At 56.7% G+C, this 20,239-nt stretch carries 17 protein-coding genes and 1 pseudogene; 10 read left to right on the forward strand and 8 right to left on the reverse strand.

Annotated features, from left to right (window positions below):
* Positions 1 to 20: 20 nt before the first annotated feature.
* The 9 genes from CFBP5499_RS26590 to CFBP5499_RS26630 all read left to right on the forward strand — a co-directional run bounded on the left by CFBP5499_RS26590 (position 21) and on the right by CFBP5499_RS26630 (position 10,541).
* On the forward strand, positions 21 to 974 hold the full coding sequence (locus CFBP5499_RS26590) for a sensor domain-containing diguanylate cyclase (RefSeq protein ID WP_080830558.1): 954 nt from the start codon (positions 21 to 23) through the stop codon (positions 972 to 974).
* Between the two features lie 191 nt (positions 975 to 1,165).
* Positions 1,166 to 1,870 (forward strand): autoinducer-binding transcriptional regulator TraR, encoded by a 705-nt coding sequence (gene traR, locus CFBP5499_RS26595; protein WP_080830635.1) that lies wholly within the window; start codon positions 1,166 to 1,168, stop codon positions 1,868 to 1,870.
* Between the two features lie 627 nt (positions 1,871 to 2,497).
* Entirely contained in the window at positions 2,498 to 3,109 is a 612-nt protein-coding gene (locus CFBP5499_RS26600; RefSeq protein WP_080830560.1) for a TetR/AcrR family transcriptional regulator, read from the forward strand.
* 672 nt (positions 3,110 to 3,781) lie between these two features.
* The gene (locus CFBP5499_RS26605) at positions 3,782 to 4,666 is read left to right on the forward strand and encodes an aldo/keto reductase (protein WP_080830561.1); all 885 of its coding nucleotides are present in this window, start codon (positions 3,782 to 3,784) and stop codon (positions 4,664 to 4,666) included.
* A 140-nt stretch (positions 4,667 to 4,806) separates the two neighbouring features.
* Entirely contained in the window at positions 4,807 to 5,268 is a 462-nt protein-coding gene (locus CFBP5499_RS26610) for a (2Fe-2S)-binding protein (RefSeq protein WP_080830562.1), read from the forward strand.
* Positions 5,265 to 7,529 carry a xanthine dehydrogenase family protein molybdopterin-binding subunit gene (locus CFBP5499_RS26615; protein ID WP_080830563.1) on the forward strand — a complete coding sequence of 755 codons (2,265 nt, stop codon included), beginning with the start codon at positions 5,265 to 5,267 and terminating at the stop codon, positions 7,527 to 7,529. Before CFBP5499_RS26610 ends, CFBP5499_RS26615 begins: the two co-directional genes overlap by 4 nt.
* A gap of 121 nt (positions 7,530 to 7,650) precedes the next feature.
* On the forward strand, positions 7,651 to 8,982 hold the full coding sequence (locus tag CFBP5499_RS26620; RefSeq protein ID WP_080830564.1) for a c-type cytochrome: 1,332 nt from the start codon (positions 7,651 to 7,653) through the stop codon (positions 8,980 to 8,982).
* 6 nt (positions 8,983 to 8,988) lie between these two features.
* Complete coding sequence (locus CFBP5499_RS26625) at positions 8,989 to 9,909, forward strand: XdhC family protein (RefSeq protein ID WP_080830565.1); 921 nt, start codon at positions 8,989 to 8,991, stop codon at positions 9,907 to 9,909.
* Positions 9,906 to 10,541 (forward strand): nucleotidyltransferase family protein, encoded by a 636-nt coding sequence (locus CFBP5499_RS26630; protein ID WP_080830566.1) that lies wholly within the window; start codon positions 9,906 to 9,908, stop codon positions 10,539 to 10,541. Before CFBP5499_RS26625 ends, CFBP5499_RS26630 begins: the two co-directional genes overlap by 4 nt.
* A gap of 155 nt (positions 10,542 to 10,696) precedes the next feature.
* On the opposite strand, the gene CFBP5499_RS26635 is transcribed toward CFBP5499_RS26630, so the two are convergent.
* The 7 genes from CFBP5499_RS26635 to CFBP5499_RS26665 all read right to left on the reverse strand — a co-directional run bounded on the left by CFBP5499_RS26635 (position 10,697) and on the right by CFBP5499_RS26665 (position 16,483).
* Entirely contained in the window at positions 10,697 to 11,182 is a 486-nt protein-coding gene (locus tag CFBP5499_RS26635) for a nuclear transport factor 2 family protein (RefSeq protein ID WP_080830567.1), read from the reverse strand.
* 58 nt (positions 11,183 to 11,240) lie between these two features.
* The gene (locus tag CFBP5499_RS26640) at positions 11,241 to 11,795 is read right to left on the reverse strand and encodes a flavodoxin family protein (RefSeq protein WP_080830568.1); all 555 of its coding nucleotides are present in this window, start codon (positions 11,793 to 11,795) and stop codon (positions 11,241 to 11,243) included.
* 98 nt (positions 11,796 to 11,893) lie between these two features.
* The gene (locus CFBP5499_RS26645) at positions 11,894 to 12,976 is read right to left on the reverse strand and encodes an alkene reductase (protein WP_080830569.1); all 1,083 of its coding nucleotides are present in this window, start codon (positions 12,974 to 12,976) and stop codon (positions 11,894 to 11,896) included.
* A gap of 37 nt (positions 12,977 to 13,013) precedes the next feature.
* Positions 13,014 to 13,718, reverse strand: coding sequence for an SDR family oxidoreductase (locus tag CFBP5499_RS26650; RefSeq protein ID WP_080830636.1), 705 nt, complete (start codon positions 13,716 to 13,718; stop codon positions 13,014 to 13,016).
* Positions 13,719 to 13,796: 78 nt separating this feature from the next.
* On the reverse strand, positions 13,797 to 14,798 hold the full coding sequence (locus CFBP5499_RS26655) for an NADP-dependent oxidoreductase (protein ID WP_080830570.1): 1,002 nt from the start codon (positions 14,796 to 14,798) through the stop codon (positions 13,797 to 13,799).
* Between the two features lie 105 nt (positions 14,799 to 14,903).
* Positions 14,904 to 15,509: a TetR/AcrR family transcriptional regulator gene (locus tag CFBP5499_RS26660; protein WP_080830571.1), complete on the reverse strand. Its 606-nt coding sequence runs from the start codon at positions 15,507 to 15,509 to the stop codon at positions 14,904 to 14,906.
* 431 nt (positions 15,510 to 15,940) lie between these two features.
* Positions 15,941 to 16,483 (reverse strand): PaaI family thioesterase, encoded by a 543-nt coding sequence (locus tag CFBP5499_RS26665; RefSeq protein WP_080830573.1) that lies wholly within the window; start codon positions 16,481 to 16,483, stop codon positions 15,941 to 15,943.
* Positions 16,484 to 17,048: 565 nt separating this feature from the next.
* Here CFBP5499_RS26665 and CFBP5499_RS30650 point away from each other — a divergent pair.
* Positions 17,049 to 17,285: pseudogene (locus tag CFBP5499_RS30650) on the forward strand (transposase); the annotation flags it as partial.
* 227 nt (positions 17,286 to 17,512) lie between these two features.
* Here the strand turns inward: CFBP5499_RS30650 and CFBP5499_RS26675 are convergent.
* Positions 17,513 to 19,897 carry a methyl-accepting chemotaxis protein gene (locus CFBP5499_RS26675; protein WP_080830575.1) on the reverse strand — a complete coding sequence of 795 codons (2,385 nt, stop codon included), beginning with the start codon at positions 19,895 to 19,897 and terminating at the stop codon, positions 17,513 to 17,515.
* Positions 19,898 to 20,239 lie beyond the last annotated feature (342 nt).

The raw sequence follows: 20,239 nt of genomic DNA on the forward strand, positions 1-20,239 counted from the left end.
TAAACGATGGCAAAGAAGCGATGAAGGAACTATTCGAACGCGCAGAGAACGGCAGGTTGGTATCGCATCGCGATTTGCACATCATTCTTGACGCTGTACCCGTGCCCCTTTCATGGGCAACTTTGTCGGATGGTCGTATTCAGTTCGTAAACCGTGCGTTTAAACGCGTGTTCTCCTACGAAGATGACAGTTTCCTAACGGTCGATGACTGGATTGATAACGCCTATGTAGACCAGTCAGAGCGCGCAGATGCCCGTCAACGCTGGCGAACGGTATGGACCATCGCGGAAGAAGGGATTTCCGAAGTCGATGTGCAAGAGTTACGCGTGTGTTGCGGTGACGGAAAAATACTGACCGTACAACATCGCGGGATCCTGCTCCACGATATAGGGATTGGGATCGCTACTTTCGAAGACGTGACGGCACGTAAGGTTGCCGAAGAGGCTCTCAGCCGGTTTTCTTTTGAAGACCCGCTCACGGGGGCGGGCAATCGACGAGCCCTCCAGGCTCAATGGAGCATCGAAACAACCGCCGCCGCCGGCGAGCCATCGCAACACCTTGCGGTGTTGATTGTCGACCTTGATGATTTCAAACCGATCAATGATACATTGGGCCACGACTGCGGAGATGCAGTCCTAAAGGCCGTCGCATGCCGACTACGCGAGTGTACAAGGAGGAGCGACCTCCTTTTCAGAATTGGCGGCGACGAGTTCGTCCTGCTGGTGCCTGGCTTGAGCGTGAGGGAGACTGAGATCGTCTGCCGACGTGTTGGGTATGCATTCGACAAGCCCTTCAAGTGCGCGGAAATGGAAGTCAGCGTAGGGGCAACCATCGGCGCGAGCCTTTGGCCAAGAGACGGTGATGATTTGCGGGAGGTTTTACGGCGCGCTGATAACGCGCTTTACCGGCTCAAAAAAACTGGGAAAGGAGGCTGGGAATGGTACGTGCCCCTCTTGAACAACAACTCGGTGTAAGCAGACCCGGTGGCGCGATACAGAGGAATGAGACCCACCAGTGGACATCTAGAGAATAGGAACCCAAATCGGCGCTAGCACAGTGCAGATCGGAGAGAGACTAACCACCTCAGCCAGCGAGTTCAGACACAGCACTAATATTGGAGTCTACGAATGACCTGTCCCAACTGATTCCTAAAGCGGGGTATATCATGCACTCTTGGCTGGACAAGCTGACCGATATCAGCGCGCTGCAGGGCAGCGACAGCGTGCTTCAGCACGCCCTCGAAAATCTGACCAAGGACGCTGGCTTTGAGGGCTATGCGTACCTTCACCTGCAGCCTGGCCATATTCTCGCTGTCACGAATTATCATCCAGAGTGGCGGTCTATTTATTTTAAGCAAAAGTTCACCACGATCGACCCTGTCGTGAAACGCGCAAGGACTCTGAGACAGGCTTTCGTCTGGAGCGGTGATGAGGACAGCCCCCGCGTGACAAAGGCAGAAAGGTTGTTTTATGCGCGTGCCGCAGAGTTCGACATCCGCTCCGGCGTAACCATTCCAGTAAGGGCAGCCAACGGTTCTATGTCGATGTTCACGATGGCTTCTGCAAAGCCGACCCTTAACCTGGGCCGCGATATTGATGTCGTGGCAGCCGCAGCCGTTGTCGGACAACTTCATGCACGGATGTGCCTTCTTCCGCTCACACCCACTGTACAACACCCAGCTTGGCTCGATCCCAAAGAGGCGGCCTATCTAAAATGGATCGCCGTTGGAAAAACCATGGAAGAGGCGGCTAACTTGGAAGGAGTAAAATACAACTCAGTCAAGAGCAAGCTCCAAGAGACCAGGAAGCGCCTCGGGGTCCACACGATGTCTCACCTGGTCGCTTTGGCAATCCGCGCGCATCTTATTTGAGGACTGCGTGATGCTGGAATGCTTCTCTCTTTGCGGCTTTTCCATTTGAAAACGGATCGTTCGACAAGTGAGCCACGCCTAGATCGGCTAAAAGAATTTTGATACTTCATATATCACTTGACATTTTGATATATATTGATATTTGAATATTAAGCGCCACCTGCTTGGCGATATCAGTCCGAACTTCGCTAGTTGCCACACAACGATCCAAGCGAGCGAGCGCGCGTTCGTACTCACGTTGACTTGGCGATCGCTCTTCCGTTTCTCAAGAAGTCACTCCTCAGTGCCCCTAAAATCAAACTACATTCGTGAGCTTCTTCACTCTGCCAATAGAATTGAGCACCTTAGTCAGCAAGAAATCCGGCAGAGGCTAAATGTTGCGGCCATTCTGATCGGTCGCGCGCTCAACGACACTCAGATCCGCAACGTTCCTCTTGTATTAGAAGCGGAAAATTACCTCCGCGCTGTCAACGCATCTAAGCGAGAACTTCATTCGCAGGATGCGAAAGCTGCATTTTTGCATGCGGCCCATATTATTCATGTTCTGAAGAAGTCGGCGTTTTAGGGTGTGCGTCAAGGGCACCATGTTTCGTTGCAAATCGGAATACTGCGTGATATCGGAATTGTATGACTGAAGAGACCCGTCGTCGCCTTACAAGGGAAGAAACCAGAGAACAGACCCGCCAGCGTCTGATCGAATCTGCTCGTCGGCAGGTAGCTGCGCGCGGATTCAACGGTGCTTCTGTGCGCGATATTGCCGAAGGTGCCGGCTACTCGCAGGGCGCATTCTACTCCAACTTCGATAGCAAAGAGGCCTTGCTGTTGGAAGTCTTGAAGCTCTACAAGCTCGAGGAAGCAGGCCGCATTAACTCCATCATCGAGGCTGCAGGGGATGACCTAACTGCAGCCCTGGACGGTCTTGATGCTCGGGCCGAACGGTTAGCTGCAGGTACTGAACACGCTGTTGTTTCAGCGGAACTTCAACTACACGCGGTACGCAATTCTGAATTTGGTAGGGCATATTGGTTGCTCATGGAGGAGCAACGCGCACTTTACGCGGAGTTCGCTCGGCGACTTTTCGCCCTCAGCAATGTTCCTCCACCTGCCGCCCTAGAGGACCTCGCGGGGGGGCTGATGTCACTAGGGCGGGGTGCCATCCTCGACAGCGCTATCCATAAAGGTGCGGGCGTTAACCTCATGTCCAATATCTTGCGCGCGTTGTTGCATCAACCACGCTGACTGAGCAATCGCGTGCACGACACGGGATATGGGGTCATCCATTCAGCCCCTGGTCTGTCACAGAGCTGATCGTCTCGGGGGCAAGAGGCTCTTTCGAAACCGCTTCTATTAGCTTTGCGCGATCGCCGGAAAGCGGTTCGACCAACGGGTCGTACCGGAGTCGCGTAATCAACCTCGATCAGGGTTTTCGCGACATGAACAATATCCAACGAGTTCCGTCAAATTGAATGTCAGACTAAGCGCTGAGAGCAACTCCGCAACGTCGGGAACCCAGACCGTCTCGTGCGTGGCAAGTTGGTCATCGACATGCGACACCGCTGGAGAAACCTTGACTTTCATAATCCTGGCGGTGCTGATCGCGCCGGTATCATAAAGCACCGCGAGATCGACCAGTCCCTCCGCTAGCCCAGACGTTTGGCTCTCCGGACCCTTCAGGAAGTTTGACGCCGGCGCGGGCGCGTTCTCAAAATGTCATCGGGAAGGTCTGGAATGGCCGGAGACATTTGCCTGGATCAGGCCAAAATATACTATTGTATATCAAAATATCATATGCTATCTGAAATTCAATCGCTCTTATAATTTCACGCCAAATTCACAATATCGGGCTGGATTGCCAATGACGGTAAGGGTTTCCCGTTTAACAACAGTCATAACATAAGCGAGGTCATCGCCATGACGAAGCCAGACGCAACACTTTCAGGTCAATTCAAAGTCGGAGGAGAAATTGAGGTTAATAGGCTGGGTTTCGGAACGATGCGGCTCACGGGCCCTGGCATATGGGGAGAACCAGAAGACCGAGAAGAAGCTATCCGTGTTCTACGACGCTTGCCCGAGCTCGGCGTAAACTTCATTGATACGGCCGACAGCTACGGTCCTTTTGTTAGTGAGTATCTCATCGCTGAGGCGCTGGCCCCTTACCAGGGACTGACGATAGCGACGAAGGGAGGGCTCGTGCGTCCGGGGCTCACTGAAGGTACGTGGCCTCAAGTAGGCGATCCAAACTATCTTGGACAGGCCGTTCGGATGAGCCTGCGTCGCCTGAAAATCGATCGCATCGATCTGTGGCAACTGCACCGCATCGATCCGAAGGTACCGGCACTCGAGCAGTTTGAGGCGATCCGTTCCTTTATCGATCAGGGATTAATCCGCTTCGCCGGTCTCAGTCAGGTCACAGTCGAGGAAATCGAGGCGGCGCGAAAGATCTTTCCAGTCGCCACGGTGCAGAATCGCTATAACTTGGCGTACCGGGCCGACGAAGCCGTGCTTGAGTATTGCGAAGCAAACGGTATCGGCTTTATTCCATGGTTCCCATTGGCCGCTGGCACGCTAGCGCAGCCAGGCGGGATTGTTGACACTCTGGCCAAAGCAAAGGGTGCGACACCAGGACAAATCGCATTGGCTTGGACACTGAAGCGCAGTCCGGTGATGCTGCCAATTCCGGGAACAAGCCGAGTAGCTCACCTGGACGAGAATGTGGCCGCAGCAGCCGTCACCCTTTCAGACAGAGAATTTCAGCAACTGAACGAAGCCTCGCTGAGCGGGTCTGGCCAGCGATAAAGCCAGCTGTTGTTCGTCTGCCCAGGGCCGAGCGGGTTACTCTCATGGATCGTCCGCACTTGTCACGTGTGCGGGCACCTGAGCAAAACGGATCCACCGCAAAGGCTGTCCTGCCGATCGTTTAACTGGAGGTCACCTGTTTGAAACTGCTCGTCAATAATCAAACGTATGACGTGGATTCTGAACCCGATACCCCGCTGCTCTGGGTGATCCGGGACGAACTTGGTCTCATCGGAACGAAGTTTGGCTGTGGCCTCGCTCAATGCGGCGCGTGTTCGGTGCTAGTCGATGGACAGATCACGAGATCGTGCGTGACACCCCTCGACGGTGTCATCGACAAGAAAGTCACGACGATCGAAGCCATCCAGGAGGACGAGGTCGGCCGACGTGTCGTCGCCGCCTGGGTCGCGCATCAGGTCCCGCAATGCGGCTATTGTCAGTCCGGACAGGTGATGGCAGCGACTGCGCTTTTGAAAAAGACCGCTAACCCGAGCGACGACGATATTGCTGCGGCTATGATTAACCTCTGTCGCTGTGGGACTTACAACGCGATAAAGGCGGCCGTGAATGACGTAGCAGAGCGCACGGAGGCCACTCTATGAACGAGCATTTCCGCGAGTGGCCGACAAAGGGCGAGATGTCCTCAGGTGCTCCGATTAATCTTTCTCGTCGTGGTTTTATGTTGGCTTCCGCCGGTCTGACTGCCGGAGCGCTCGTTATTGGCTTCGGAATACCTGTCCAGTCGACGCGAGCGCAGGAAGCGGCTGGCAAGGTCGCGCCCGGTACGCGTGTTCCAGCATTTTTGGAAATTCGCCCGGACAATACCGCACGTCTGTTGAGCCCTTTCGTCGAGGGCGGTCAAGGCATATTCACCGGGATGGCGCAAATCGTTGGTGAGGAACTTGACCTCGACCCCGCGTCTTTCACGGTGGAAAATGCGCCTGCGGGCCCCGATTATCAAATCATTTTTGGCATGCGATTGACCGGAGGAAGTAATTCCACGCGTCTCAGTTACGATACAATGCGCCGTCTCGGTGCGTCGGCTCGACTGATGATTCTTCAGGCATCGGCCACGCGGCTCGATGTTCCCCTTGATGAACTGACAACCGAACCAGGACGCGTTGTCCATGCAGCGACAGGCCGGTCGTTTTCGTACGGCGACATCGCCCGGCATGCGTTTGACCTTCCGATCCCAGCCGCAGATCACGTGACATTGAAGGACCGCAGCCAGTTCCGATGGATTGGAAAGTCGATCCCGCGCCTGGATGTTTTTGACAAAACCGTCGGGCGCGCTGTTTATGCCATCGACTGTAGGGTTGAGGGCATGTTGCAAGCCGCTGTGCAGCACGCACCGCGACTTGGTATGTCGGCTGGTACAATTTTCAACGAGGATGCGGTCAAGGCAATGCGCGGCGTCCTGTCGGTTCATCGCCTGCCCGGCGCAGTCGCTGTTGTTGCAGAGCGCTGGTGGACTGCAAAGCGGGCCGCCGAAGCACTTCAGGTAGACTGGCAGGAAGCTGACGGAATTTCGGCCGTTGAAGGCGGGCGTATCATGCCGATCGACTTCTCAACCAAAGCATTTGCGGATCGACTCGTACACGAGCCTGGTGATGGCAGGGATGCCGAAACGGAAGGTGATCCAGCCGGCGTCCTCGCGTCTGCCAAGAAAATCGTCTCGGCAACTTATCAGAGTCAGTACCTCAACCACGCTCAGTTAGAGCCCCCGTCAACGCTTGCCCGCTTTAGCAGCGACGGCACCCTCGATGTATGGATGCCCAACCAATCGCCGGAAGTGTTCCAGGCCGATATCGCCAAAAGCACGGGCTTGGACCTTGCGAAAATCAATATCCACAGTCCCTTGCTTGGCGGCTTCTTCGGCAGACACTTCCTTTGCGTTGCTGCCAATCCATATAAACAGGCCATTCAGCTTGCGAGAGAAACTGGGCGCCCGATCAAATTGATCTGGAGCCGCGAGGAAGAGTTTCTGAGGGACACCTTGCGGCCGATGGCGGCGGTTCGGTTTCGCGCTGCCCTTGACGACAGCGGCATGCCAATGGCGGTCGAAGCCGTTAGCGTCTCTGAGGGGCCGACCGAAGGGATTCGGGGACACAATCCTGAAAAAATCGACAAGACCGCAGTCGAGGGATTGACTGGAAAATCCTATCTAATCCCCAACAGACGCATCGCACAAATCTATGTTCAAAATCCCGCGATGGTCTCTTACTGGCGCGGGGTGGGCCACTCAATGAATGACTTTTTCTACGAGTGCTTTCTCGACGAAATGGCTGACGCGGGCGGCAAGGACCCGTATGACCTCCGCCTTCAGTTGCTCAGGAACAACGCCCGTTTGACCAATCTCCTCGAGGCTGTGTCCGATATGTCAGGCGGCTGGAAACGTGGTCCATTTACAGCAGAAGACGGTTCCCGACGTGCCCGCGGGATCGGCATGGCATCCCCGTTCGGTAGCCACACCGCTGCGATTGCCGAAGTGTCGATCCAATCCGGAGAGGTTGTAGTTCACGATCTTTGGCAAGCGATAGATCCAGGCAGTATTATCAACCCGGGTATCATCGAGGCCCAGATAAACTCAGCCGTTGCCCTTGGTCTGTCCCAGGTCCTCTTCGAAGAAGCCGTCTATGAGAAGGGTCGGCCCGTCGCCCGCAACTATGATCTTTACAGGGTCCTGTCTCCGGACCAAATGCCGCGCGTGCATACGAAGATCATCGAAAGCGGAGAGAAAATGGGCGGAATAGGCGAACCAGGCCTCCCGGCGGTGCCCCCGGCGGTCGCGAATGCTGTCTCTACTCTGACCGGGAAGCGCCTACGCAGCATGCCCCTATCACATTACAGATTCGAGACTTGAAGCAACTTCGGCTTACCTCGTGATTGCATCCTCACCGTCGCACAATCGCAATGGCTCCCTCATCAATTGAGGCTGTCACCCAACAAGACACCTTACACAGGATCGATTGCCTTTGCAGAAAATGCTTCTAGTTCTAAGCGGGATCGCTGTCATTGTCGCTGGCAGTCTGACCTTGTTCGTCACCCGCTTGCCGACATCAGCCTTCGACAATGACATAGCAGCTACCAAGGCAACCCCGGAGCTTCTAATACGGGGCGAAATGGTTGCACGTCAGGCCGATTGTGTCGCCTGTCACAGCACTCCGGTGAGCAAGCCCTTTGTCGGTGGGCTAGAGATGGACACGCCACTCGGCTCAATTTTCGCGACAAACATTACGCCGGATAAAACGACGGGTATCGGCAACTACTCCCTTGCGGATTTTGACCGGGCCGTCCGGCACGGCGTAACCCCCGACGGACGCCGTCTCTACCCTGCGATGCCCTATCCGTCTTATGCCAAAATGACCGATGATGACATCACTGCGCTTTATGCTTTTTTCATGAATGACGTGGCGCCGGTGAAGCAACTGAACGAACCAGCGGATATTGAGTGGCCGTTAAACATACGTTGGCCGCTGGCACTCTGGAATGCCATGTTCGTCGATGGAGGCGTGTATGCGCAAAAGCCGGGTAAGGACGAGAGATGGAACCGGGGCGCATATCTTGTTCAGGCTGCCGGACATTGTGGTGCTTGCCACACGCCCCGCGGCCTCGGCATGAATGAAAAAGGTCTAGATGAATTGAGCCCCGACTTCCTATCAGGTGCCGTACTGGATGGGTGGTATGCACCAAGCCTTCGTCAGGATCATAACACAGGTCTTGGTCGCTGGAGCGAGGAGGACATCTTTCAGTTTCTCAAAAATGGCCGTAACCGACATGCGGTTGTTTTTGGCTCGATGACCGAGGTCTACAACAACTCATTGCAGTTCATGACTGAAAGCGATTTGCGTGCGATCAGCCATTATCTGAAATCCCTACCCGGCGACCCCTCCGGTGACGGTGCCCCTTGGCGCTATGTCGAGGCGCCGACCTCGATTTCGATCAGCAAGCGCACTCCGGGGGAACAGACATATGCAGAACGCTGTGGTTTCTGCCATGGCCCCGACGGTCGGGGACAGAACCAATGGATATCTCCGCTTGCCGGCGCTGCTTCTTCACTGATCGAGCACACGGACTCGCAAATCAATGTGGTATTGAACGGATCGGTTCGGGTCGTCAGCAATACCGTCCCGGGCGCATATCGAATGCCGCCTTTCCGTGAACAACTAACGGACAAAGAGATCGCCGATGTCCTGACATATGTGCGCTCAGCCTGGGGCAATCACGGCAAGACGGTAGCGGAAGAAGACGTCAAGGGGCTTCGCCAACACACCGATCCGGCCAGCAGCGACCCCATTATCTTGCAAATGCGATAGCATCCGATGCTGGCTCCAACCTCACATGCAGTTCCGGAAAGAGCATCGTCAAGCGATGATCCCGTAGATTTGCTGCAATTTGTCGTTGACCAGTTTCGCAACGGACCAGTCGCTTTGGCGACGCTCAGCGAAGTCCGCGGTGGTGCGGCACGCGCGCTTGGCTCGCATGTCGCTGTTGCGGCGGACGGCCGTTTTTGCGGTTATGTCTCTGGCGGATGTGTGGAAGCCGCCGTCGCGGCCGAGGCGCTTCTCGCAATATCGGACGGCCGTGATCGCGTGGTAAGTTTTGGAGAAGGGTCTCCGTTTTTTGACATAGTTCTTCCATGTGGCGGAGGTCTCTCCCTGGCAATTCATGTTGTTCGCGACATACATCCGCTTTGCAGCGTCTTGAATGACTTGCGCCGGAGAAAAGCGGCAGGGCTTTGCTATATTCCAAAAGAATGTAAGCTCAGCAATGCAGTCACGGCCTCGAAAACGGGTTGGGTGGAAGATCGTTTCGAGGTAATCTATCGACCAAGAACACGCCTTCTAGTCTCTGGCCCAACGGCCGAAGCCGAAGCGGTGGTCCGTCTTGCCAGGGCATCATTTTACCAGGTCCTGCAATTTAGCTCCGCCACCGAAGGGCTGAATGACCCAAACGCAATCGACCCATTCACGGCGGTAGTTCTGCTACATCACGAGCTCGACGCCGAGTTTCCGGTCCTCAAGGCAGCACTTCGATCGCCAGCCTTTTACGTAGGAGCGCTCGGCAGCACTCGCACCCACCGAAAACGCTCGGAGCGTCTACGCTTGCAGTCTTTCACACAATCGGACATCGCTCGCATAAAAGCGCCGATCGGCATCTTCGGTCCGGCGCGAGACGCAACATCAATCGCATTATCGGTTTTGGGCGACGTGGCTGCCTCTCGGCTGGCAGCGTTCGGATGAGAAACGCGTTCGTCAAAGAATGCCCGTTCTTCAGTGTTTCCGTGGTTGTGCTTGCTGCAGGAAGATCGAGCCGTGCAAGCCCGAATGGGTTTCACAAACTGCTCGCAGAGTTTCAAGGGGTGTCCCTCATTCGGCGCTCAACACTGATCGCCCTCGGTTGCCAAAGCCACTCGATCACGGTGGTGACGGGATACATGAGGGCAAAGATAGAAGCCGAGATAGCGGACTTAGCTGTAGGCGTGGCCCACAACGAACACTACATGTCAGGCATGGCAAGTTCACTGCATGTAGGGGTAGCCGTCGCGGAAACGAGTCAGCCGGACGGCATTATGATCATGCTCGCTGATATGCCCGACTTGATCGTGGATGACCTGGACAAGTTGATTGCGGAGTTCCGCCGCCACCTTGGCCAGTCTGTGGTTCGTGCAGTCTCGCAGGGTGTGCCAGGCAATCCTGTGATTTTTCCGAGGTATTTGTTTGGACCGTTAAAAGAGCTAGTTGGCGACACAGGTGCTCGCAGCCTGATTGATCTAGCCGCACCTCTGGTTGCCGAAGTAGAAATCGGAAATGGCGCTCTGATCGACGTCGATACATTGGAACAGATAGTCGCGGCGGGCGGCATTTTCCGTTGAAGCACCTGCCGCCTGAGCAGAACCTTTGATGGTGGCCGGCGCTTATAAAACGTCTTCAAACTCAGGGTGTAACCGACGCTCCTGGAACTCCTGAGAAGTTCCGATCAGCCCAGGTATCTCGTTTCAGTAGCAGTAGCGGGCATCAAGGGAAAGATTTAGAACATAGTATTGTTGTGGGGTATGGTCTCGGGGACGGCCTGCAGGACGTCCCAATGTTCGACAATTTTACCGTTATCAAGCCGGAAGATATCGACGACAGCTTCGCCCCTGCTTCCTGGTTCGCGCACGAGATGAACATGAAGGATCACATAGTCACCATCTGAGAATACGCGAAGGATCTGGCTATGGGAGGCGGGATATTTTTCCCGAAAGCTCTCAATGAACGTCCGGAACCCATCTTTTCCGTCGGGTGCACGGGCGTTGTGCTGGGTGTAGGTCGGTCCCATCAGTGCGATGGCCGCATCCGCGTTTTTCTTGTTCAGCGCCAGGTTATAGAATTCGATGACGACACGTTTGTTTGCCTTGAGCTCCTCGTCGCCACGCGCGGGCTGATGGAGTGGTGCGGGATCGGCAGTGGAAGCCACCGAGAGTGCCGGCGGCTGTCCAACAGCAACTGCTGCAAGAAGGAAGAGCGGGATCATGGTTCAACTTTCTATGGTGCGCCGGATTGTTCGGCGGGTGAAAGGGTCGTCAAGAATGCTACGCCTTCAGCTTGGTAGCGATGGCGGCTACGCGCTCGCCGTAGAGCGCTGCGGTATGAAGATCGCCGGAATGGACTTCGTCCACGGAGGCGTCAGCAGGCGAACGGGCTAGCAGTCCAACCGAACCTCCGAGATTATTGGGATCGTCCGAGGTAGCCGCTTTCGTGCTGGACGGTGCCTGGCCCAAGCTCACCCAGATACCACCGTGCTGCGAAGCAAGCGTTTGCAAAGCGATCATCGATACCTGCTTGTCCCCGCTGGGACTCGCGGAATTCGTGAAGCCCCCAAAGACCTTGTCTTGCCAATTCCGAGCGAACCAGACCTTCGACGACGCGTCAGCAAATTTTTTAAACTGCCAGCTGACATTGCCCATATACGTCGGCGTCCCAAAGATGATGGCGTCGGCGGCATTCAGCGCTTGCCAATCCTCATCCGTAATATTGCCTTCAGAGCTGATTGCGATCAATTCTGCATTAGCTCCCTTGGCCACATGTTCAGCGACAGATTTAGTGTGACCGTAGCCTGAATGATAAATCACGATCGTTTTCGTCATTAGTAATTTCCTGTGTTTGCCTGTTTACGGGAGTTTGTGCAGCAGAACGGCATCCACCACTCTCTCAGCTGGCGCCTTTCAACCCATGGGGGATTGGCTCAGCTGTGAGCGTGGAGCTCAGGGTAGTCGGTGTAGCCCTCGGGGCCAGGCGTATAGAAAGTCGCCATGTCCAAGGGATTGAGTGGTGCCCCTGTCTGCATGCGTGCCACCAGATCCGGGTTGGCGATGAAAGGGCGGGCGAAAGCAATCATATCTGCCTGACCTTCCTCAAGCGCATGCTCGGCGCTTGCCCGGTCGAAGCCACCGGCGAGGATGAACACACGCTTGAACGCGGCGCGCAGGAGTAGCTTTAGCTCGGCAGGCACTGGAGGGGCGCCCAAAGCGGAATGGTCCAGAAGGTGGACGTACAGAATGCCCAACTGCGACAGCTCTTCGACGAGCGCCAGATACTGGGCTTCGACATCGGGGTAGGCGCCCGTGCCGTTCAACACGCCGCATGGCGATAGGCGAATGCCAACGCGGTCTGCGCCAATGGCGGCCACAGTGGCACGAACCACTTCCAGCGCAAAACGGTTACGGCCATGGAAACCGTCCCCATACCCATCGCTGCGCCGATTCACGTTGGCGTTCAGGAACTGCTCGATCAAATAGCCATTGGCCGCGTGCAATTCGACTCCGTCGAACCCCGCCTCGATGGCCAATTGAGCCGACCGAGCGTACTCCGCTACCGCGTGGGCGATGTCCTCCGCGGTCATGGCGCGCGGCGCGCTGTGTGGCTGCATGCCCAACGTGTCGGTGCGGATCTCGCCGGGGCAAACGTCTGCCATCGGTCCCAGAACTTCAGCGTCCGCCGGCAGGTTGTCCGCATGAGTCACGCGGCCGGTATGCATCAGCTGCACAAAAATCTTGCCGCCCTGTGCGTGGACAGCCTGCGTCACTTGCTTCCACGCCTGCACATGGGATTGGTTGAACAGGCCCGGAATGCGTGGATAGCCCAGCCCATTGGGCGACGGCGAGGTGCCCTCGGTGACGATCAGGCCGGCAGTGGCCCGTTGGCTGTAGTATTCGGCCATCAGGGCGTTGGGCGTGTTGTGCTCCACGGCGCGATGCCGCGTCATGGGCGCCATCACTATGCGATTGCTCAGCTGCAGGGAGGGGTTAACGAAGGGTGTGAAGAGCATGTCGGGCTTTCTGTCGATGGGGATTTGCAGCGTCGGTTCACTGGGCTTGGGGAAGGTAGGCCGGACGTGGGGCCGTCAAGCCTTGCCAGACCTGCTGGGTGAACGTGTCAGCCAGGACTTCGTCGGCGCCCGCAGCCAGGCCATCGAGTGCGCGCTGAACGATCTCTTCGGGGCTCGTCTTCGGAATCTCGAAGCCGCGCGTGAGGTCGGTATCGACGCCGGCCATGTGCAGGCCGAGAACCTGGGTCTTCTGGCCAGAGAGCTCGTGGCGCAAGGCATTGGTCAAAGACCATGCCGCTGACTTGCTCGCCGAGTAGGCAGCCAACTCGCCGCCGTTGACCCAGGAGGCCACTGACAGCACATTGATCAATGCGCCACCGCCGTTGCCATTGAGCACGGGCGCAAAGGCCTTGCTCACGTTCAGCACGCCGAAGAAGTTAGTCTCGAAGATGCGCCGAGCCACTTCTTCGCTATCATCGGCAAGAAAGCCACCGACTTGGGCGATCCCGGCGTTGTTGATCACCAGGTTCACATCGGGGGCCACCCGTGCTGCAGCCGCGATCTCTTCGGGCTTGGTGACATCAAGTCGCAGGGCCTGCACGCCCGGCAGCGTCACAGTGGCAGGGTCTCGTGCGGCGGCGTAGACCTTGCGGGCACCACGTGCAAGGAGTTCGCGGGCAAATGCCAGGCCGATACCGCGGTTAGCACCGGTGACGAGGACGACAGAGTTTTCAATGTTCATGGAAGGCTCCAGATGATTGTTTGAGAGTTCGAGTAAGTTCGTCATGTTTCGGGGGGTGCGATGTCGTTCTGTGGGACTTCATCGCATCCTGATCACCACCTTGCCCTTGGCGCGGCCGCTTTCGACATAAGCTAGGGCTTCGTTGGTGGATTCGAAGGGGAAGACCTTGTCGATCACCGGGCGGATGACGCCCACCTCGATGAGCGATGCGATCTGTCGAAGCTGGCTTCCGTTGCCCCTCATGAATAGGAAGGTGTAGTTGAGCCCGAGGCGCCGGGCTTTCCGGCGAACGCTGAAACCCAGCGCTCTGAAGAGCTGTCTCACTGGCCACGAAGCCTTGATGTCCTTGCCAAACTGGAGGTCCGGCGGCGCTGTGATGGACACGACGTGGTCGCCAGGCTTGGGCACGCCCAGGGACTTTTTCGATGTCTTTTCATCCTGACTGTTCAGCACCACGTCGTAGTCCCGCAGCCGATCTTCAAAGGCATCCTTCCTGTAGTCGATCACGACATCCGCGCCCATGTCTTTCACTAGCGCGGCGTTGCCGGCGCTGGTGGCGGTGGCCACAGTGGCGCCCAGGTGCTTGGCCAACTGGATCGCAAATGTTCCGACGCCCCCGGAACCCGCCTGGGTGAAGACCTTCTGACCCGTCTGAAGCTTGGCCTTCTCGAACAACGCCTGCCATGCAGACAAACCGACCAAGGGGATGGAGGCGGCCTCCTCCATGGAGATGTTTCTGGGCTTGAGCGCCACTGTGTCTTCATTGACCGCAACGAATTCTGCAAAGGTTCCGATGCGCAGGTCACGGGGCCTGGCGTAGACCTCGTCGCCGACTTTGAATTGACTAACGCGGGAGCCGACACGCACCACCACGCCCGCCACGTCGTGCCCCAGGATGAAGGGTGTGCGGTAAGGCAGGATGAGTTTGAACTCGACATTGCGCACTTTGGCGTCGATGAGGTTGACGGCTGACGCGTGGGCCTCGATCAACACCTCGTCGGCCCCCAGTTCCGGTTCTGGAACGTCGCCAGCCCGCAGATGCTCCCGCTTGCCGTAACTATCCACGATGAAGGCTTTCATAGGTTCTCCTTGGTAGCTCCAGATTCAGGACCACAACCAGTGGCAGTTGACGGGAATTTGGTATGATGATCATCATATGTAAGATCAAAAAAATGAAGCGGTCAGTCACGACCCTGAGGGCTCAAGACGCTTCAATGCAGCACTGCACAAAGAGTCAGACAAGGCAGCGTCATCGACTGCGCGGGCCAAAATCAACGTGCCTACCATGGTGGCCACCGTCACCAAAGCGCGTTCATGCGCACCTCGCTGCCCCCAATCCGGTAACTGGCGCGCGACCTGATCGATCATTTCCTTGATGCCACGCGTGGCCACTCGGCGCACCTCAGGCGCTTGACGGTGCATCTCGGAACCCAGTGCGGCCACGGGACATCCCGTCTCGACGCTCATAAGATGTGCCTTGGAAAGATAGGCGTGCACCAAGGCCTGGAAAACCTGCTCCGAAGACGCTGAGGCGATGGCACTTGCGCCAGCGGCGTTTGACTCGGCGCCAGCTTGGTCCGCCGCCTCGGCCAGCATGGCCTCGCGCGAGTCGAAGTGGGCGTAGAAGGCGCCATGCGTCAAGCCGGCCTCTTTCATGATGTCGGCCACACCCGTGCCGTCAAAGCCGCTGCGCCGGATGGCGCGTGCGGCAGCCTGCACGATCCTCTTGTGGGAAGCCTCCTTGGCGGCGGCTCGGGAGTTGATTGTTGATTTTCGCATGATGGTCATCATATACAGAATGGATCGATAGCGCAAGGGCCGAAAGGGTCAGCGTTTAAAATTGCCGATTGGGGCCTGACTACGGGCACGGAGCCGAACGCCTGTCACATCGCGCCCCAGGCGAACTGCTCAAAGGTCATCGCAAGGCTAGTGCACATGATACCCGGCTTGGCGGACTGAGCAGAGTGCGGCCAACGAAGTTTGAGGTGCCACGCCCGCGTTTGGTGGGCGACGCGATTGACAGTCAGCGCCGGCCCTTGCAACGGCAAGCCGCCACCGATGGCCGCCTGCCTCGGGGGATACATTCTGGCGCTGGCGTGAACAAACTGTCCCATGATAGCTGCATTGATGGTCTGCGGATCCGACGCCAAGCCCGACCATACCAAGGTTTCGCGGATAGCCAATGCTCTCAGCGTCGTGGCGAGCAGACGACAATCTTTGAGTTAGCCATTCTTGGCTCCTTGGTGCTGGAAAATGAGACAGGTCGTTGATGCGTGCGCATACAGCTTGCCATCGGGGCCGATGATCCGGCCTTCGGCCGTCGCTGTCTGGCGGCCGACGTGGATGATGGCGCCCTCGGCGCGCACTATGCGAACCTTCTCTGTCAGGGGGCGGATGTAATTCACTTTCAGTTCGAGCGTTGTGTAGCTTTGGCCACGCTCCAGGGTCGAGTGGATGGCGCAGCCTACGGCTGAATCCAGCAAGGTCGCGAACCAGCCGCCATGCACGCCTCCCAGAGGATTGTAGTACCTCTTCGAAGGCCGCCCTTGGAATACCGCTTTGCCTGTCTCGATGTGTATCGGAACGAGATCCAGGGTTTCGCCTATCGGAGGAGGGGGAAGTTCGCCTGAGAAGATCGCATTCAGCGTTTCCAACCCGGACCGCTCCGCGAGTTTCTCGATCGGCATCACACCGGCCGGAAGGAACCTGCCGCGCACCTCCTCTTCTTCCCGAATCCAAGAGGCAGTCAACTCGTCAACGCCCATACTGAAACCCTTGTATATGCAAATAATCTCTGTAAGTTAAAAGCCATGATCAAGTCGGTCAAGATAAACGAATGCACGAATCTCGTGTTGCGGAAGCTTACACGTGCGGTGAGCCGCCACTACGACCGATATCTGTCTAGCGCGCAGCTGAAGATCACGCAGTACACTCTGCTATCTCACGTTGCCGTCTTGGGCCCGGTGGGGCTCGGGAAGTTGGCGCGGGTGATGGAAATGGATGCGTCCACCTTGACCCGGAACATGCGGCCGCTCCTGGATCAGAAGCTCATCAGTCTCTGTCCTGGCCTCGACGCCCGCAGTCGTTCTGTGGAGATGACCGGGGAGGGGCGAGCGAGATGGACGACAGCCCGCCTCGCATGGCGGGAGGCGCAAAACAGCCTTCATGAGAAGCTAAGTCCGGAACGCGTGTGTGAATTGCACGAAATTCTCGGCCACAGCCTTAAAGCTATGAATAAAGATCACGGTAGTCCGCGTGGCATATGCGATGCTGAATAGCCCCGAGATTTGTAGACACCTTCTTTCCTAAATTTGAGGCAAGAAGAGCACCATGAGCAAATCGAATTTCAGCGAAGAGCTTTAAGCGCGACGCACAGTGTCAGATTACTGAGCGAGACTTTCGGGTTGCGGAGGCTTCGCAGCAGCTCGAGGTTAGCCAGCATTTTCTGTACGAATGGAAGGAGAAGTTTGCTGCGTCGAGCGCCAAGGGCTACGACGAGGAGATCAGGCGACTGAAAAGGAACTGGCTCGCGTCACCGAGGAGCGAGACATCCTAAAAAAGGCGAGCGCTTATTTCGCCGGGGATGCAAAGTGAGGCCAATCAGCAATCTGCGCTTACGAAAAGCAAATCGTGGACTGTTTTCCTAGATGAATCAATCTGCGCCATGCACAGTATTCCATGCCCGGACACGGCCTGCCCGATTGCGTCCGGCTTTCGCCAGGGGTTCGGACTGGCGAGCCAGCACCGACGCTTCAGTCACGGTTCCCAGAGTTAGCCAACCTATCCCCGGAAAGTCAAAATTCCTGCCAGTCGTTTTTCTCTACCGCGACATTGCCATGCGTAGGCGCCACACGCATGCGAGATGTGGTGGTAACCGCAGGTCGCAAGCCAACCGGTACTGACGGACGTGGGGGGGCGCCTGAAGGCATGGGCGATACGACCGCCTCCATCCTCCGGGCAATCTGATGGAGCACGGAGGCAGTCTGCCCAAGCTGAAACTCGGAAAGCAGGCTCTGCAGAGTTAGGCATTCCTGTGCGAGACCGGCACCTGCGGCATTCATCTCCTCAACCATCGCAGCATTCTGCTGTGTTGCCTGGTCCATGTGGTTAACAGCGGTGTTCACCTGTGTAAGTCCAGCGGACTGTTCTTGTGCAGCCGTGGCAATGGCTTCCATATGATCACTGACCGAGAGAACGAGTTGCCCGATTTCCCCGAGACCGACGCCGGTATCGGCAACCAGCTTGACGCCTTCCGTGACGGCGACGGCGGACGTCCCAATGAGCGTCTTGATCTCTTTAGCGGCGTTAGCCGAACGCTGGGCAAGTTCACGCACTTCTTGCGCGACAACAGCAAAGCCCTTGCCGGCATCGCCAGCACGAGCGGCTTCCACACCCGCGTTCAGAGCAAGAAGATTTGTCTGGAATGCGATCTCGTCAATCACGCCGATGATCTGGCCGATCTGCCTAGACGACCGTTCAATGCGCTCCATCGCGGCTACGGCGTCGCTGACGACTTTGCCCGAATCATCCGCCTTGTTGCGGGCGTGCCGAACGGTATCACGGGCTTCACTCGCTCGCTTCGATGTTGAAACGACATTTGCCGTGATCTCTTCCAACGCGGCTGCGGTTTCTTCTAGAGAGGCTGCTTGCTGCTCTGTGCGGCGGGAAAGATCGTCGGATGCCGTAGAGACTTCCTGGGATCCGCCATTGACAGTCGAGACCGATTCGCCAACCCGTAACAGTGCCTCACGTAGTTGGAGAACCGACGAATTGAAGTCGTGACGCAGACTTTCGAACTGGGGGTCGAAAGGCGTTTTGATCTCACAGACCATGTCGCCCGACGACAGGCGACGAAGACCTGACGCCAACAAACCAGTAGCTTGGTTCAGTCGCTCTTCGGCCTCGGCCTCGGCCCTGAACTGTGTCTCGACGCGGTCGCGCTCGGCCTGCTCGCGGCTTGTGGCAGCATCCAGTTCCAATTGCTTGTTGCGGATGCCGGCCTCGCGGAACACTTCGACGGAACGGGCCATTTCGCCAATTTCGTCTCGGCGGTACGCGCTTGGCACCGTCACAGCCAGATTTCCGGAAGAGAGTTCACCCATGCAGGATGTCAGTCTGCTGATCGGCCGAGTCACCCGGAAGATGATCACAGCCATACCGGTCACGCAAATGGCGAGCGTGATGATAAAGACCGCCAGATAGATCATGGCTTCGAGAACGGCGCCCTGGCGGCCGACTTCGGCTTGGCGGTCGAGCACATCCATCGTGGATGACGCCACGGCTGCAATTGTGCCTAACGCAGCGGTGACGGTCGTGCGCCAGCTATCCTTCGTGAAATTCAGAGGCTTTCCGGCGGCGAGATCAGCTAGCAGCTGTACGCGCTGCTCGGCAAATTGTCCCTTGAAGTAGCTATTGTCAGCGACGGCAAAGTCAGCCTTCAAAACATCAGGAGTGTCATCATGGGAAACAAGGTCTGAAACAGACTTCCATGCGAAAGCGACGCTAGCGTCAAGTCCAGACAACTTAACTAGCTCGGCTTCGGTCAACGGACGGCCAGCACCGACAACACCTGTTAGAATAACCGTGGCATTGCCGCCAAAAGCACGAGCAGACCAAGCGAAGGATCGCACTTCGAGCAGTGCGATCTGGCTGGCATCTAGAGAACGAACGCGGCGCTCCATCGCAACAGAACCGGCCTCGAGCGCCGCAAGGAATTCACTACCGACGCTGAGGATGGACGTGTCAAGTCCGACCTCGCGCTGCGCAAGTGGCAGAGCGATGTTTGCATCTATCCTCTGTCTCAAACTGACAAACTGACTATAGATCTGCTGAGCGCGATCGAGCGCCGATCTGAGCTCTGGGCGTGCGAGCGTCCCGGCTTTGGCGATGGCTTGCGCCATTGCCGCATCGACCCGTCCTCGTGCGCCGGTCGCTGCCGCCCAAGCACCCGCCCCGTCGGCGGGAGAAAGTGTCAATGCGGTTGCCGAGTCTCCCCGTTCGCCGCGCACGTTCACCAGAACCTGAAAAAGATATTTATCCATCGATATCAAATTTGACACTTCGGTATACACGCGGGCACGTTCTAAAGAAGACAGCAGAGAATTCCCCAACAATCCGGCCAAAGCGACACTAACGAGTATAAAGAGCCCGATCAGGACATTCCGTATGTTGAATATCATTTTTCCCCATCCCCTTATCTAATAACTTCAAGATCCGCGCATCAAAACGGAGGGACTCCGGCTTTGCCTCTACGCTCAGACGCTTCAAATTACCGACTGACGTCACATCCAAGGCGCGCACGGCAAAACAGCACGAAGAATACATACCAATGCAGCGGCACTCGTCACATTCCGAGCACTGTCTTAGTTGCCCACCGAAGGTGTTAAGAAGATAAATGGAATTAGTTTCTATTTTGCAAACAATTTCTATCCGTGCTCAGCGATGTCGCATTTTTGAATAGGCGGGCGGTTTCTCGCAGCTTTTCGAGGGCGAAGCTGGAGTGCCTACTCTGTTTCCAGTAG

Source organism: Agrobacterium tumefaciens (assembly GCF_005221325.1).
Taxonomy (GTDB): domain Bacteria; phylum Pseudomonadota; class Alphaproteobacteria; order Rhizobiales; family Rhizobiaceae; genus Agrobacterium.